The sequence below is a fragment of the Streptomyces sp. ActVer genome (genome assembly GCF_027270795.1).
Classification (GTDB): domain Bacteria; phylum Actinomycetota; class Actinomycetes; order Streptomycetales; family Streptomycetaceae; genus Streptomyces; species Streptomyces umbrinus_A.
Genome location: NZ_JAPWHT010000288.1, coordinates 1 through 13,236, shown reverse-complemented (window position 1 = coordinate 13,236; position 13,236 = coordinate 1). Strand labels below are relative to the sequence as shown.

At 71.0% G+C, this 13,236-nt stretch carries 12 protein-coding genes and 2 pseudogenes; 3 read left to right on the top strand and 11 right to left on the bottom strand.

What is annotated here, in order from left to right; all coding sequences use genetic code 11:
* Positions 1-260: 260 nt before the first annotated feature.
* From O3Q52_RS35200 to uppS, 5 genes are all read right to left on the bottom strand, one after another.
* Positions 261-1,010, bottom strand: coding sequence for an ABC transporter permease (locus O3Q52_RS35200; RefSeq protein WP_269652695.1), 750 nt, complete (start codon positions 1,008-1,010; stop codon positions 261-263).
* Positions 1,011-1,048: 38 nt separating this feature from the next.
* Positions 1,049-1,993 (bottom strand): ATP-binding cassette domain-containing protein, encoded by a 945-nt coding sequence (locus tag O3Q52_RS35195; protein ID WP_269652693.1) that lies wholly within the window; start codon positions 1,991-1,993, stop codon positions 1,049-1,051.
* 145 nt (positions 1,994-2,138) lie between these two features.
* Positions 2,139-2,780, bottom strand: coding sequence for a PadR family transcriptional regulator (locus tag O3Q52_RS35190; protein ID WP_269652692.1), 642 nt, complete (start codon positions 2,778-2,780; stop codon positions 2,139-2,141).
* A 42-nt stretch (positions 2,781-2,822) separates the two neighbouring features.
* Positions 2,823-3,371 carry a DinB family protein gene (locus O3Q52_RS35185; RefSeq protein ID WP_269652691.1) on the bottom strand — a complete coding sequence of 183 codons (549 nt, stop codon included), beginning with the start codon at positions 3,369-3,371 and terminating at the stop codon, positions 2,823-2,825.
* A 126-nt stretch (positions 3,372-3,497) separates the two neighbouring features.
* Positions 3,498-5,351: a polyprenyl diphosphate synthase gene (gene uppS / locus O3Q52_RS35180; protein ID WP_269652690.1), complete on the bottom strand. Its 1,854-nt coding sequence runs from the start codon at positions 5,349-5,351 to the stop codon at positions 3,498-3,500.
* A gap of 334 nt (positions 5,352-5,685) precedes the next feature.
* Here uppS and O3Q52_RS35175 point away from each other — a divergent pair, with 334 nt between their 5' ends.
* The gene (locus O3Q52_RS35175; RefSeq protein ID WP_269652689.1) at positions 5,686-6,918 is read left to right on the top strand and encodes an NAD(P)/FAD-dependent oxidoreductase; all 1,233 of its coding nucleotides are present in this window, start codon (positions 5,686-5,688) and stop codon (positions 6,916-6,918) included.
* 80 nt (positions 6,919-6,998) lie between these two features.
* Here O3Q52_RS35175 and O3Q52_RS35170 read toward each other — a convergent pair whose 3' ends face one another.
* Positions 6,999-8,459, bottom strand: a complete 1,461-nt coding sequence (locus O3Q52_RS35170; protein WP_269652688.1) for an aldehyde dehydrogenase family protein — start codon at positions 8,457-8,459, stop codon at positions 6,999-7,001.
* A gap of 105 nt (positions 8,460-8,564) precedes the next feature.
* Positions 8,565-9,389, bottom strand: a complete 825-nt coding sequence (locus O3Q52_RS35165) for a helix-turn-helix transcriptional regulator (RefSeq protein WP_269652694.1) — start codon at positions 9,387-9,389, stop codon at positions 8,565-8,567.
* Positions 9,390-9,754: 365 nt separating this feature from the next.
* Here O3Q52_RS35165 and O3Q52_RS35160 point away from each other — a divergent pair, with 365 nt between their 5' ends.
* Positions 9,755-10,231, top strand: coding sequence for an ATP-binding protein (locus O3Q52_RS35160; protein WP_143640373.1), 477 nt, complete (start codon positions 9,755-9,757; stop codon positions 10,229-10,231).
* Between the two features lie 136 nt (positions 10,232-10,367).
* Here O3Q52_RS35160 and O3Q52_RS35155 read toward each other — a convergent pair whose 3' ends face one another.
* From O3Q52_RS35155 to O3Q52_RS35150, 3 genes and pseudogenes are all read right to left on the bottom strand, one after another.
* The gene (locus O3Q52_RS35155) at positions 10,368-10,586 is read right to left on the bottom strand and encodes a DUF397 domain-containing protein (protein ID WP_055610780.1); all 219 of its coding nucleotides are present in this window, start codon (positions 10,584-10,586) and stop codon (positions 10,368-10,370) included.
* Between the two features lie 264 nt (positions 10,587-10,850).
* Positions 10,851-10,922: pseudogene (locus O3Q52_RS54460) on the bottom strand (30S ribosomal protein S18); the annotation flags it as partial.
* Between the two features lie 38 nt (positions 10,923-10,960).
* A pseudogene (locus O3Q52_RS35150) lies at positions 10,961-11,041 on the bottom strand (50S ribosomal protein L31); the annotation flags it as partial.
* Between the two features lie 105 nt (positions 11,042-11,146).
* Between O3Q52_RS35150 and O3Q52_RS35145 the strand changes: the two are divergent.
* On the top strand, positions 11,147-11,662 hold the full coding sequence (locus tag O3Q52_RS35145; RefSeq protein WP_269652687.1) for a hypothetical protein: 516 nt from the start codon (positions 11,147-11,149) through the stop codon (positions 11,660-11,662).
* Positions 11,663-11,765: 103 nt separating this feature from the next.
* Here the strand turns inward: O3Q52_RS35145 and O3Q52_RS35140 are convergent.
* Positions 11,766-13,236, bottom strand: a 1,471-nt coding sequence (locus O3Q52_RS35140) for an FUSC family protein (RefSeq protein ID WP_269652686.1), incomplete at its 5' end; no start/stop codon positions are given.

The window sequence follows — 13,236 nt, the reverse complement described above, 5'->3', positions numbered from 1 at the left end:
CACCACCCCCTCCCGGCTCCGCCCCGGCGCACGCCCCCAGCAGCACCGACACCCCGAGCACCGCGGCCAGAACCGCAGCGGCCCTCCTCCTCAGCCCCAACCACCCCATGGAATCCCCCGATCAGCGACGAACCGATGCACCGGCGCGCTCCTCGCGCAGCGTCTGCTTCTGGTACACCGCTCGCCGCGATCGGGTTCCCACTTCGTCCCGGCGACTTCAGCGCGGGCCGGCCGCCCGTACCGGCCCCCGCCCGGAGCCCTTACTTGCTCAGCGCCCCGAACCTCCGTACCGCCAGCGGGAAGAACACCGCGATCAGGGCCAGTGGCCAGAGCACCGCAAGCAGTTGGGCGTGTTCCGCCGCCCACGAGGTGCTCACCGCGCCGCCTTCGTTGCCGAACAGGTCACGTACCGCCGTGGCCGTCGCGGACATGGGGTTCCACTCGACGGTCGCCCCCAGCCAGCCCGGCATGGACTCGGGGATGGCGAAGGCGTTGGACAGGAAACTCACCGGCCAGACCAGGATCTGCACGGTGACCACCAGCTCCGGCTTGCCCGCCACCATGGCCAGGTGGATGCCCATCCACAGCATCGCGAACCGCAGCAGGAGCAGCAGGCCGAGCGCGCCCAGGAAGGCCGCGAACGAGCCGTGCCAGGTCCAGCCGACCGCGAGCCCGACGCCGACGAGGACCACCAGCGAGAGGGCCGACTGCAGCATGTCCGCGGCCGAACGGCCCACGAGCACGGCGCCGACGGCCATGGGCATCGACCGGAACCGGTCGATCACCCCCTTGTTGAGGTCCTGGGTGACCGCGACCATGGTGGCGTCCAGGCCGAAGGCCATGGTCAGCGCGAACATGCCCGGTACCAGGTACTCCCGGTAGTCGCCCGAGATGCCGCTGCCGCCGCCCATCAGATAGCCGAACATCAGCAGCAGCATCACGGGGAACGCCAGCCCCACGAAGACCTGCACGGGCTGCCGTACCCAGTGGGCGAGTTCGCGCCGGGTCATGGTCCAGGAGTCGGTGACGGCCCAGCTCAACGACGTACTCACGCGGCCTCCTCGGTCTTGCCGGTCAGGTGCAGGAAGACCTCGTCCAGGGTCGGCCGGCGCAGCGCGATGTCCTCGGCCTCTATCCCGGCCTCCTCCAGGGCGCGTACGGCCCCGGCGAGGGCCGTCATGCGCTCGGTGACCGGGGCGCTGAGCAGGCGCCGGTCGGCGTCCACGGAGAGGGTGGCCTTGTCGAACGGCAACAGGGCCACGGCGGCGCCCAGTTGGCCCGCGTCGTGCAGGACGACGTCGATCCGGTCGCCGCCCGTCTTCGCCTTCAGCTCGTCCGCCGTGCCGTCCGCGATGACCTGGCCCCGGTCGACGACCGAGATGCGGTCGGCGAGCTGGTCCGCCTCCTCCAGGTACTGCGTGGTGAGCAGCACGGTCGTGCCACCGCCGACCAGGGAGCGCACCGCGCCCCACACCTCCGCGCGGCCGCGCGGGTCGAGGCCCGTCGTCGGCTCGTCCAGGAAGAGCACCTCCGGTTCGGTGATGAGCGAGGCCGCGAGGTCCAGGCGGCGCCGCATGCCGCCGCTGAACTGCTTGACCGCCTTGCGGCACGTGTCCGCCAGGCCGAACCGCTCCAGGAGCTCGTCGGCCCGCACGCGCGCGCGGCGGGCGCCCAGGTGGTAGAGGCGGCCGAACATCTCCAGGTTCTGCCGTCCGCCGAGCTCCTCGTCGAGCGCCGCGTGCTGGCCGAGCAGTCCGATGCGGAAGCGCACCTCGTGCGCGTCGGTCCTCACGTCGCGCCCCGCCACCTCGACGCGGCCCTCGTCGGGCCGCAGCAGGGTGGCCAGGATGCGGACCAGGGTCGTCTTGCCCGCGCCGTTCGGCCCGAGCACTCCGTGCACAGTGCCGCGCCCGACGCTCAGGTCGAGCCCGTCCAGCGCGTGCTTGTCTCCGTACCTCTTCCGTACGCCCTCGACGACGATCACGTCGGTCATCGGGCTCCCTTCACTTCAGGGTAATCAAACTTGACTACTAGTACGCCGGTGAGCCGTATGCCCGTCCGGGCGCTTAGTCAAACTTGATTAGTGAAGATTCTCCGAACCCGCCGAACGCGCGCCCCTCGCACACGCACCCTCACGCTCAGCGCGCGTCCCCCGGATGGGACTCCCCCGTCGCGTACGGGTTCTCCTCGTCGTCCGCCAGCACCCCCACGAACGGATCCCCCTCGCCGGAGAAGACGTACGCGCCGCCCCTGATCCGCTCGATCAGGCCTCGGGTCCACTGGGCGCCGGTGTCCGCGGAGGTGACCCAGAAGTTCATGATCTCGCCGATGTGGCCCAGCTGTTCGGGGCCTTCCTCGGGCGTGTAGTACTCGGTGACGCCCTTGCGCCACTCCTCGATGGCGCGCACTCGCTCCTCGAGCAGTTCGAGGACCTCCTCGCGGTCCAGGTCGACCATGAATCCGAGCGCGGCGGTGAGCACGTCCGGCTTCTGGTCGTACGCGGTGAGGTAGTGGCGCAGCAGCGTGAGGTACTCCTCGGTGCCCGCCTCCGTGATCTCGTACTCCGTGCGCGGCGGGCCGCCGGCCGTGGAGGGCGCGATCTCGTGGGCGACGAGCAGTTCCTGCTTCGCCATCTGCTTGAGCGCGTGGTAGATCGAGCCCGGCTTGGCGTTGGACCACTCGTGCGCGCCCCAGTACTCCAGGTCGTTGCGCACCTGGTAGCCGTGGGCCCGGCCGTGCTGGCGCACGGCGCCGAGCACGAGGAGACGGATCGCTGACATGGAGCCAGCGTATGGCCCGCCTCCCCGGTGCCGGGTGGCGCCTCACCCCCAGGAGGCTCCCTGCTGCTGCGCGACCAGTTCGAAGGCGGTCTTCCCGTCCAGGGACTCTCGGATGACGTCGGCGTGGCCGGCGTGCCGGGCCATCTCCGCGATCAGGCGCAGCATCACCCAGCGCATGGACACGGCTTCGTCGTCCGGGAACCAGGGCTCGTCGGGCAGCGGGAAGGTGTCGTTCAGGCTGGGCACGGCCTTGATGAAGTCCTCGGTCTGCCGGGCGATCTTGTCCCAGTGGGCGAGCATCGACTCGACGGTCTCGTCACCGACGAGCCGGAAGCTGTCGCCCCAGTTCTCCTCGGAGCGCTGGATGTCGGGCGCCACCTGCCGGGCCCGCGACAGCCAGCCCTGCTCGGTCTCGGCGACGTGCTTGAGCAGCCCGGAGAGCGAGAGTTCGCTGGCGCTCGGCCGGGTCGCGGCCTGCTCGTCGGTCAGCCCGAGCAATGTACGGCGGATGCCCCCGCGCTGCTCGTCCAGGAAAGCGAGCAGCGCCCCGCGCTCGTCGCCGTGGGCCTCCGCGTGCACGTGCATGACCATGGGTGGCCGCCTCTCATCGAGTCCTCTTGCCCTGCTGACATCAACCAAGTTACGGACCCTTGCGGTCAGCTTCTGTCCTCAATGAAGGCCGGGAAAGCCAGAAACTCCGGGCCGGAATCCGGGGCTTCAGACGCGCGTGTTTTCCACGACCGGCGCGGCCCCGTGCCGTCGCCTGCGCTGTGTGTATGTGCTGACCGCCCGCCACAGGTCGCGGCGGTCGACCTCGGGCCACAGTGTGTCGGTGAAGTGGAGTTCGCTGTAACTGAGGTGCCACGGGAGGAAGTTGGAGATCCGGTGTTCACCGCCGGTGCGCCACAGCAGGTCGACCTCCGGGAGGTGGGGGTGCGGCAGATGGGCGGCGAGGAGGCGTTCGTCGATGTGGTCCGGGTCCAGCTCGCCCGCCGCGGCCGCGCGGGCCAGTCCCGCCGCGGCCTGGACGAGTTCGGCGCGGCCCCCGTAGTTGACGCACAGCGTGAGCGTCAGCCCGGTCCGGTGACGACTGTCGCGCGCGCTCTGCCGGAGCGCGTCGACCAGGTCGACCGGGAGCCCCTCGGGACTCCCCGCCCAGCGCAGGCGGACGTCGAGGGAGCGCAGGTCCGAGTCGCGCAGGGTGTCGTGCATGGTGCGGAACAGCAGGGCCACCTCGCTCGCGTCGCGCCGCCAGTTCTCGGTGGAGAACGCGTAGAGCGTCAGATGGCTCAGACCGAGCTCCAGCGCCCCGTGGACGACGTCACGGGTGGCGTCCGAGCCGACGCGGTGTCCCTCGCTGCGGGGCAGTCCCTGCTGGGCGGCCCAGCGGCCGTTGCCGTCCATGATGACGCCCACGTGCCGGGGAAGCCGCTCCGCGGGGATGTCCGGCGCGCACTCTCCGCTCGGGTGGGGTCGGGGCGGAACCGGCGGAAGGAACGCCGGGTCGGCCTCGCGCCTGGGCTCGGGCAGGGCCACCACGGGCTCGGCCGGCTGCACGAGTGCGGCCCGGCGCCAGGCTCGTACGGCACGGACGTGGGCGGGGGCGAGCAGCCGCAGCCGTACGGCCGGGGACAGTTCGGCGGTGCGGTGCAGCAGCGCCGGGCCGAGCCGGCGGGCGGTGCGGACGCGGGCCTGGAAGAGGTCGGTGGAGGTGCGGAGCAGGACGGCCATCCCCGGGTGCACGCCCCGCTGCAGCGCGGGCTGTTCCAGCCAGTCGTCGGCCCGTTCCGTCAGGCCGGCGATCAGTGCCTCGACGGGCGGTGTCCAGCGGCGGGCGAGGAGGTCGGCCTCGGAGACCCCGTGGGCCGCGAGGGCCTCCTCCGGGAGCGTCAGGATGCCGCGGCCGAGGTCGGACGCCAGATCGGTGAGGGTGTCGGTGAGGTAGAGGCCGTCGAGGAAGGCGGGCATGGCCTCCAGGTGCTCCTGGCGGACCGTGGTGGGAACTCCCGCCCGGGTCAGGAGAGTCAGGCACCACATCGCCCACGGGGTGTTCTCCGCCTGGGTGCGCAGGCTCCACTCGCGCCAGGTCCCCGGGCGGCGGCCCGAGGCGTCCTCACGCAGCGCGGTGAAGACGGGCGTCAACGTCTCGACGTCGAGTTGCCACGTTCGGATGGTGTCCGCGAGCGCGCGGCGGACCGGATCCCCACGGTCCGGGCCATCACCCCCGGGCCTGTGGGAACGCCCCGCGCGTGAGGGCCCCCCGGCCGACGGTCCTACGACTGAGGACCCCGTCTCCGCGAGCTCCGCGCGCAGGGCGTCCACCCAGGCCCGCAGTCTCGCGGCGCGCTCGGCCGGGCTGCCCTCCTCGTCGTCGACGAGGGAGTCGGTCGTCACGGCGGCCGCGTACATGGCCCAGCACGCGGGGCGCAGCGCGACCGGCATCAGCTGCATGACGGAGTACTCGACGGAGCGGGAGGACCTCACCAGCCGTCGGCAGGACGCGTAGGCGGCGGCGATGTCGGGGTCGGAGGCAGGGCCGGGGGCGGCGGGCTGACGGAGAACGGGGGACAAGGAGCCCTTCTTTCACAGCCGTCACGTCGTACGTCACGCCTGGCGATAGGTCGGAAAAGCGGTCGCCGTCGGCCCCGGAACGGCCCACGGACCGGCCCGGTGCGGCACTCTCTCAACGACCCTGCACGGCCCTCGGAACGGCCTGGTGCGCCACCCGACGGTGCCCCCTTCCTACCGGTCCCGTCGACGCGCCGCGCGGGCTCGGCGACCTTCTCGCCCGATCGTGGTACGCCGCCGGGGCGGAGAACGGACATGGGTTAGGTTCCGTAGGCGATCGGTCACGAACAGTGACGCACCGTCAACACAGGGCGCCAGCCCGGGATGTGAGCCAGGCATGAGCGATTCCGTGGACGCGATCGTCGTGGGGGCGGGCCCGGTCGGCTGCGCCGCCGCGCACGCGTTGGCCGACCGCGGTGCCCGGGTCGTGGTGGTCGAGCGCATGGAGCGGGGGCCCGCCTCGCCGTTCGCCGTGGAATGGCTGCATCCGACCGCTGCCGATGTGCTGCTGCGCTGGGGTCTCGCGCTTCCGGAGGGCGGCCACGTCCGGGGTACGGGCGTCAGCATGCACCTGGCCGACGAGGGGCACGAGCCGGTCGTGGTGCCGTACCGGCGGGGCATGCGGGCCGTGTCCATGCCCCACGCGGAGCTGGTGGACGCGCTGCGGGACAGTGTCGTGAAACGGCCCGGGGTGGAGGTGCTCACCTGCGCCCGCGTCACCGCGGCCACACCGGACGGCACGGTCCGGCTGACCCGCGACGGGCAGGAGACGCGGCTGCGCGCCGATCTCGTGGTGGCGGCGGACGGCCGCTCCTCCGGGGTCCGCCGCGCGCTGTTCGGGCACACCCCGCAGACCGTCGTGTCGCACTCGGCCGGTGTCGTGCTCGAAGGCCCCGGGCTGCCGGTCTACGAGTCGTTCCAGGTCGCGAGCGAGGTGCCCGGGCACGGTGTGGCGATCTACTCCATCGCTCCGGACGCGATCCGAGTGGTCCTCGACGTACCCCCGACCCATCCGCGACCGCCCGCGCTGCACGCGTATCTGCACCGTCATTTCGTGCCGCTGATGCCGGAGGTGCTGCGGCGGCCACTGGCCGATGCCCTGGCGGCGGGCCGGCTGACGTGGTCCGCGACCGGATTTCGCCCCCGCGTGCACTACGGACAGGGCCGGCTCGCGCTGGTCGGCGACGCGGTCGGGCACATCCACCCGATCCTCGCGGCCGGCACGACCCTCGGCATCCAGGACGCCCTGAGCCTCGCCGCGCACGGCTCCGCCGAGGCGTACGCCCGGGAGCACGCGGGAGCGGGAGCGGCGACCGGGCGGGTGGCGATGGCGCTCTACCGACTGCTGAGCCGTCAGGAGCCTGGCACCGCGCAGACGGCGAGGATGGCCGTCGACCAGCTTCGCCTCAGCCCCGCGCTCCGCGACGCGGTCGGGGACCTCCTCACCGGTGACGAACCCGGAGCTGCCCATCTGCCGGTCGTGACGGCGTTCTCCACGATGCTCGGCATCCCGGCGCAGGACATCGCCGCCGCGTACGGGCCGGACGCCTACCTGCTCAGCCGCCGCTGAGGCGGGCCGTGCGCACCGAAACGCGGGACGGGGCGCCCTCGCCGAAGCCGGCAGGGGCGCCCCGTAAGGGAGTTGGCAGGTCAGAACGGGAAGAAGCTGCGCCCGTGCTGTACCGAGATCCACTTCTGGGTGGTGAAGGCGCCGACCGTCGACTCACCGTTCAGCCGGCCGACGCCCGAGGACTTCTCGCCGCCGAAGTCGACCAGCGGCTCGTCGTGCACGGTGCCGTCGTTCACGTGGAACATGCCTGTGTCGATCTGCTTGGCGAAGGAGACACCGCGCTCGACGTCGGAGGTGTGCACGGCGCCGCTCAGCCCGTACGGGGTGTCGTTGACGATCCGCACGGCCTCCTCCTCGCCGTCGAACGGGACGAGGAGCGCCACTGGGCCGAAGATCTCCTGGCGGAGGATGTCCGAGTCGGCGGGCAGGCCGGTCAGCACGGACGGCTCGACGAGGTTGTCGGTGACGCTGCCGTGCACGAGTGCGGTGGCGCCTTCGGCGATCGCCTGCGTCACGACGCCCGAAACGGAGTCCGCCTGCGAGGAGTTGATGAGGGGGCCGATGACGGTCTGCGGGTCGGTCGGGTCGCCGACCTTGAGCGTCTTCACCTTGGCGACGAACTTCTCGGTGAACTCGGCCTCGATCGAGCGGTCCACGAGGACACGGTTCGCGGCCATGCAGACCTGGCCCTGGTGCACGTACCGGCTGAAGACCGCGGCGTCCACGGCGTAGTCGATGTCCGCGTCGTCCAGGACCACCAGCGCGCTGTTGCCGCCGAGTTCGAGGACGGAGCGCTTGAAGTTCGCGGCGCAGACCGTGGCGACGTGGCGGCCGACCTTGTCGGAGCCGGTGAAGGAGATCACCTTCGGGACGGGGTGCTCGATGAAGGCGTCGCCGATCTCCGCGATGTCGGTGATCACGACGTTGAGCAGACCGGCCGGCAGGCCCGCGTCCTCGAAGATCTTCGCGACCAGGGAACCGCCCACGATCGGGGTGTTCTGATGCGGCTTGAGGACCACGCCGTTGCCGAGGGCCAGGGCGGGAGCGACGGACTTCAGCGACAGCAGGAACGGGAAGTTGAAGGGGCTGATCACACCGACGACGCCGACGGGGACGAGGTAGAGGCGGTTCTCCTTGCCGTCGACCGGCGAGGGGATGATCCTGCCCTCGGGCCGCAGCGCCAGGTTGACCGACTCGCGCAGGAACTCCTTGGCGAGGTGCAGTTCGAAGCCGGCCTTCAGACGCGTGCCGCCGAGCTCCGCGATGATCACCTCGGCGATCTCCTGCTCGCGCTCCTCGATGATCCGCAGGGCCTTCTCGAACACGGCACGACGCGCGTACGGGTTGGTCGCGGCCCATTCCTTCTGGGCGCGGGCGGCGGCCCGGTAGGCCTGATCCACCTCGTCGACCGTGGCTATCGTGATCGACGCGAGCTTCTCACCGTCGTACGGGTTGAAGTCGATGATGTCCCAGGAGCCGGTACCGGGACGCCACTCGCCGTCGATGTACTGCTGAGCCAGGTCGGTGAAGTAGGACGACATGTGATCCCTCAATCCCTTGCTGCCGCAGCAGACACCCGATCGATCATCTTCACGGTCTGATCACACGTCATCGTACTGGTGTCTCAAGGGAGTTGGAGAGGGACTTCAGGAGAGTTGCAGCAGACCCCTGAGCAAGTCACGGCTCTCGTCGGGACCGGGGCTGTCCTGCTGGAGTTCCTTCATCGCCTTCTCGTACTGGGTGACGTCCTCGCGCTTGTCCAGATACAGCGCGCTGGTGAGCTGCTCCAGGTACACGACGTCGGACAGGTCGGACTCGGGGAAGCTGAGCACCGTGAAGGCCCCGCTCTCGCCCGCGTGCCCGCCGAAGCTGAACGGCATGATCTGCAGCCGCACGTTGGGACGCTGGGAGATGTCGATGAGGTGCTGGAGCTGACCCCGCATCACCTCCCGGTCGCCGTAAGGGCGTCGCAGCGCGGCCTCGTCGAGTACGACGTGGAAGTCCGGGGCGCTCTCCGACACCAGGTACTTCTGCCGCTCCAGGCGCAGCGCCACGCGCCGCTCGATGTCCGCCTCGCTCGCGCCCTTCATGCCCCGCGCCACGACCGCGTGCGCGTAGGCCTCGGTCTGCAGCAGACCGTGCACGAACTGGACCTCGTAACTGCGGATCAGGGACGCGGCGCCCTCCAGACCGACGTACGTCGGGAACCAGCTGGGCAGGACGTCCGAGTAACTGTGCCACCAGCCCGCGACGTTGGCCTCCTTGGCGAGGGAGAGCAGGGAGGTGCGCTCCGCCTCGTCGGCGATCCCGTAGAGCGTCAGCAGATCCTCGACGTCTCTCGTCTTGAAGCTCACCCGGCCCAACTCCATACGGCTGATCTTCGATTCGGAGGCGCGGATCGAGTAGCCGGCCTTTTCCCTGGTGATGCCGCGCGACTCCCGCAGCCTCCTCAGGTGCGAGCCGAGCAGCATGCGCCGTACCACCGATCCCGACTCCTGCGCGCTCACGTTCGTCCGCCTCCCCAACCCGTCTTCAAGGGCCGCAGTCTGCCACTAAAACACTCCAAGCAGTACTCGTTCGATTACAGAAACGGCAAGGTTTCAGCGGGGACACACAGGAATCGGCAAGGAGAAGACAAGCCAGACACAAAAAAGCGGCAAGAAGGTCGCGGAAAAAATGACCAAGAAGCGGTATGGGAAGGTCCAATTCGGGCACGTGCACGTGCATCTGCCCTTGCATCTGCCGAACGCATTCGGAACGATGGTCTCGCGCCACCGCTGCATCGCAACGACCGCGAACCCCGGGAGTGCCTCGCATGGGGACGAATGGATCGACCATGCTCGAGCCGTTACGGCAGGGGCTTCCGCCACTGGACCCCGCGTCCGTGTCCAACGCCGCCTCCTGCGCCCTGCCGCCCCGCTACGAAGCGGTGCGCGACGCGCGGCAGTTCACCCGCCGCACGCTGGACCAGTGGGACATCGGCAACCGCTTCGACGACGTCTGTCTGGTGGTATCGGAACTCGTCACCAACGCGCTGCGGCACGCCCTGCCCGCGGACACTCCGCGCCCCGGTGACCACGACGCGCCCGTGCGGCTGCATCTGATGCGGTGGACCGAGAGACTCGTGTGCGCGGTGCGCGACCCCAGTCACGACAGCCCGGTCGCGGGCGACTCCGAGGACTTCTCGGCGGAGTCGGGCCGCGGGCTGTTCCTGGTCGACTCGTTCGCCGACGGCTGGGGCTGGCACCCGCTGGCCGGCACGCTCAACGGCAAGGTCGTCTGGGCGCTGTTCCGGCTGGGCCCTTCCGCATGAGGAACCGCGGCGCTTTTTCGCGCCGCGGTTCTACGCGCGTTACCGACCGCCTACGGTCCGTGAACATCCCTGAATAGGGCGAGTTGCCCGTACCGGCCGGCTGTCCGCCCGGACCGGCCGACCTGCCTGGCCGCCGTCAGCCCGCGATCAGGTGGTCGAACTCGCCGTCCTTGATGCCCAGGAGCATGGCCTCGATCTCGGCAGGCGTGTAGATGAGGGCGGGGCCGTCGGGGAAGCGCGAGTTGCGCACCGCCACCTCGCCGCCCGGCAGCCGGGCGAACTCCACGCAGGAGCCCTGCGAGTTGCTGTGCATGCTCTTCTGCCAGGCCGCTCCGCGCAGCTCCGTGGCAGCCATGCCGTTGTACACGTCGTGGTCCACAGGTCGCTCCCCGGTGGTGCATTGGCGTCTGTTGCCAGTGATGCAGCGTTGGTCAACTGCCCGGATCATAGCTGCTCTTTCACATGCAGTTGCATGAGCAGATGCACGTGCACGGGGGGTGGTCCTACGGTTACACGTTTTGACGGTCTCGCGGGCCGAACCGTTCCAACGCCTGCCCCCGCATGGACAAGAGACGCGTACCGGCCCCTTTGTGTTCCGAAACGGGGTCGTGTCCCGCCGGCTGCGGATCTTGCCCCGGTCGGAGATGAACTTCCGCAGCAGATCCGTGTCCTTGTAGTCGACGTACGTGATCTTCGCCGTGCCCAGCGGATTGGGGCGGGGCGCCGGCTCCGGCGCTCGAAGCGCTCCACGCGGCCGGCCGTGTCCACGACGCGGGCCGTCCCCGTACAGAAGGGGTGGCTCACGTTCGAAGTTCTCCTGGTAGCTTGCTGGCGGTCGTTCCCGGTTGCATCGGCGCCACCGGCGGTACCCGGCGGGTACCGGCGACTCGTCCGGCCAGACCCTTGGGGGCTTCAGTGACTTCGGCGACCATCTCGCGCGGGCAGGCGCGGATCGCGGCCGCGGCGGCGGGGCTGGCTGCCGCGCTCGTCCTGACCGGTTGCAGCAGCGACGACGGTGGCGGGGGCGACGACTCCCCCTCCTCCACCGGCTCGGCACCGACCGCGTCGGCCGACACCGGCGGCGGTACGGGCGGCTCCGGCGGAAGCGCGGGCAAGGTCGGTGCGCTGGAGGGCAGCTGGCTGGCCACCAAGGGCGGCAAGGCCGTGGCGCTGGTGGTCACCGGCGAGGAGGCCGGGCTGTTCTCGACGGGCGGGTCCGTGTGCAGCGGCACCGCCGGTGAGACCTCGGGCATGCGCATGATCAAGCTCAAGTGCTCCGACGGGAACAAGGACAGGGCCGAGGGCATGGTCGACTCGGTCGGCTCCACGACCCTGAAGGTCACGTGGGAGGGCTTCGGCGAGGAGACGTATACGAAGGCGGAGGGCGGGAAACTCCCGTCCGGGCTGCCCACGGCGAGTCTGGGGTCCTGAGGCCCCGGTTCACGTCACGCCGCCCGGTCCCACATCGGGCCCGGCGCGCGTCACGGCCGGCGCACCTCCCACCGGCGGACGGCGCGCGTCACGCCGGTTCACGTCAGCGGGTCGCGGAATCCTTCGGGTTTCGCGGCCCGTCCGGCTTTTCGGGGGCCGTTCCGTCGAGCGTCATGGGCGGTACGGCCGTGTCGAGGGCCTCGGAGAGCTCGGTGAGGGTGTCGAGGACGAGGGTCGCGGTGTTGCGTACGACCTTGTCGGTGTCCTCCGCCTCCCAGGCGTCCAGGGCCTCGCGTACCGCGTCCCAGGTGGGGACCCGGCGCTCGCGGATGGACTTCGCTCCCTTGTGGGTGGACTCGCGCAGGGCGTCGGCGAAGCGGGCGGCGGGCGGCACGGGGGTCGCGCCGCGTTCCGGGAGGTGGGCCTCCAGGAGCATGGCCACGCGGCCCAGCTGGGCGAGCGCGTCCTCGGCGTCGTCGGCCGCGGTGCGGGAGAGGCCTCGGTGCCGGACCGGTTCGGCGGTGGCACGGGCCACCGCCGCGTGCCAGGCCGCGCGGGCGGTACGGGCGGTGAGCAGGGCCCCGCGGACGTCCGGGGCGTTGCTCACGGACGGGTCCGCGTACGAGCCGAAGACGGCTGCCACGTACGGGCCCTGCGCGGCCAGCCAGTCCGCGAGGCGGGTGCGCAGCCGCGGGGTCTCCCAGGCCGGGTAGACGGCGTACGCCAGCATCGCGAGGAGTCCGCCCATGAGGGTGAGCAGGACGCGTTCGGGCACGGTCTGGGTCCACTCCTCGCCGCCCATGCCGAGCAGGAACACGACGTAGGCGGCGATGCAGGCCTGGGTCGCGAACTGGCCCGTGCGCATGAGGAGGTACATGAGGGCGGCGCTCGCCACGGCGAGTGTGCCGGACTGGAGCGTGCCGGGGGTCGCCGCCTGTACCACGCCCGTGGCCACGGCCACGCCGATGACCGTGCCGGCCAGACGGGCCACGGCCCGGCTGTAGGTCTGGGAGAAGTCCGGGCGCATGATCATGACCGAGGTCAGCGGGGCCCAGTAGCCGTGGCCGAGGGGGAGCCAGGTGCCGAGGATGTAGCCGGTGGCGGCCACCGCGGACACGCGGGTGGCGTGGCGGGTGATGGGGGAACCCCGGTGGAGTTCGCTGCGCATGGCCTTGAGGGCTTTGGGGATCAGGGCGAGGAAGGTGGGGCGGCTGCGGGTCGTGGGTCGGCCGCGGGTCGTGGGGGCTGGTCGCGCAGTTCCCCGCGCCCCTGGGTGGATGAGGGCTCGGCCCGGCGTCGACCGGCCGTGGTTGTGGGCCGAGCGTGCAGTTCCCCGCGCCCCTGACGGGGCGCCTTCCTGCGGGGTGTCCTCCTGTGGGGCGCCGCCCGCCGTTTCCACCACGTCCTGGAGGAGGGTGTTGAGGCGGGTCATCGCTCGGTAGGGGGCCCCGGTGAGAATGCTGCCGGTGTCCGGGGTGCGGAAGGTGGCGAGGGCCGCGGGTGGGGCGGCGACGGGCTCGCCGTGGCGGATGGCGTGGGCGGCCGCGTCGAGGAGGGCGGCGGCGGAGGCGAGG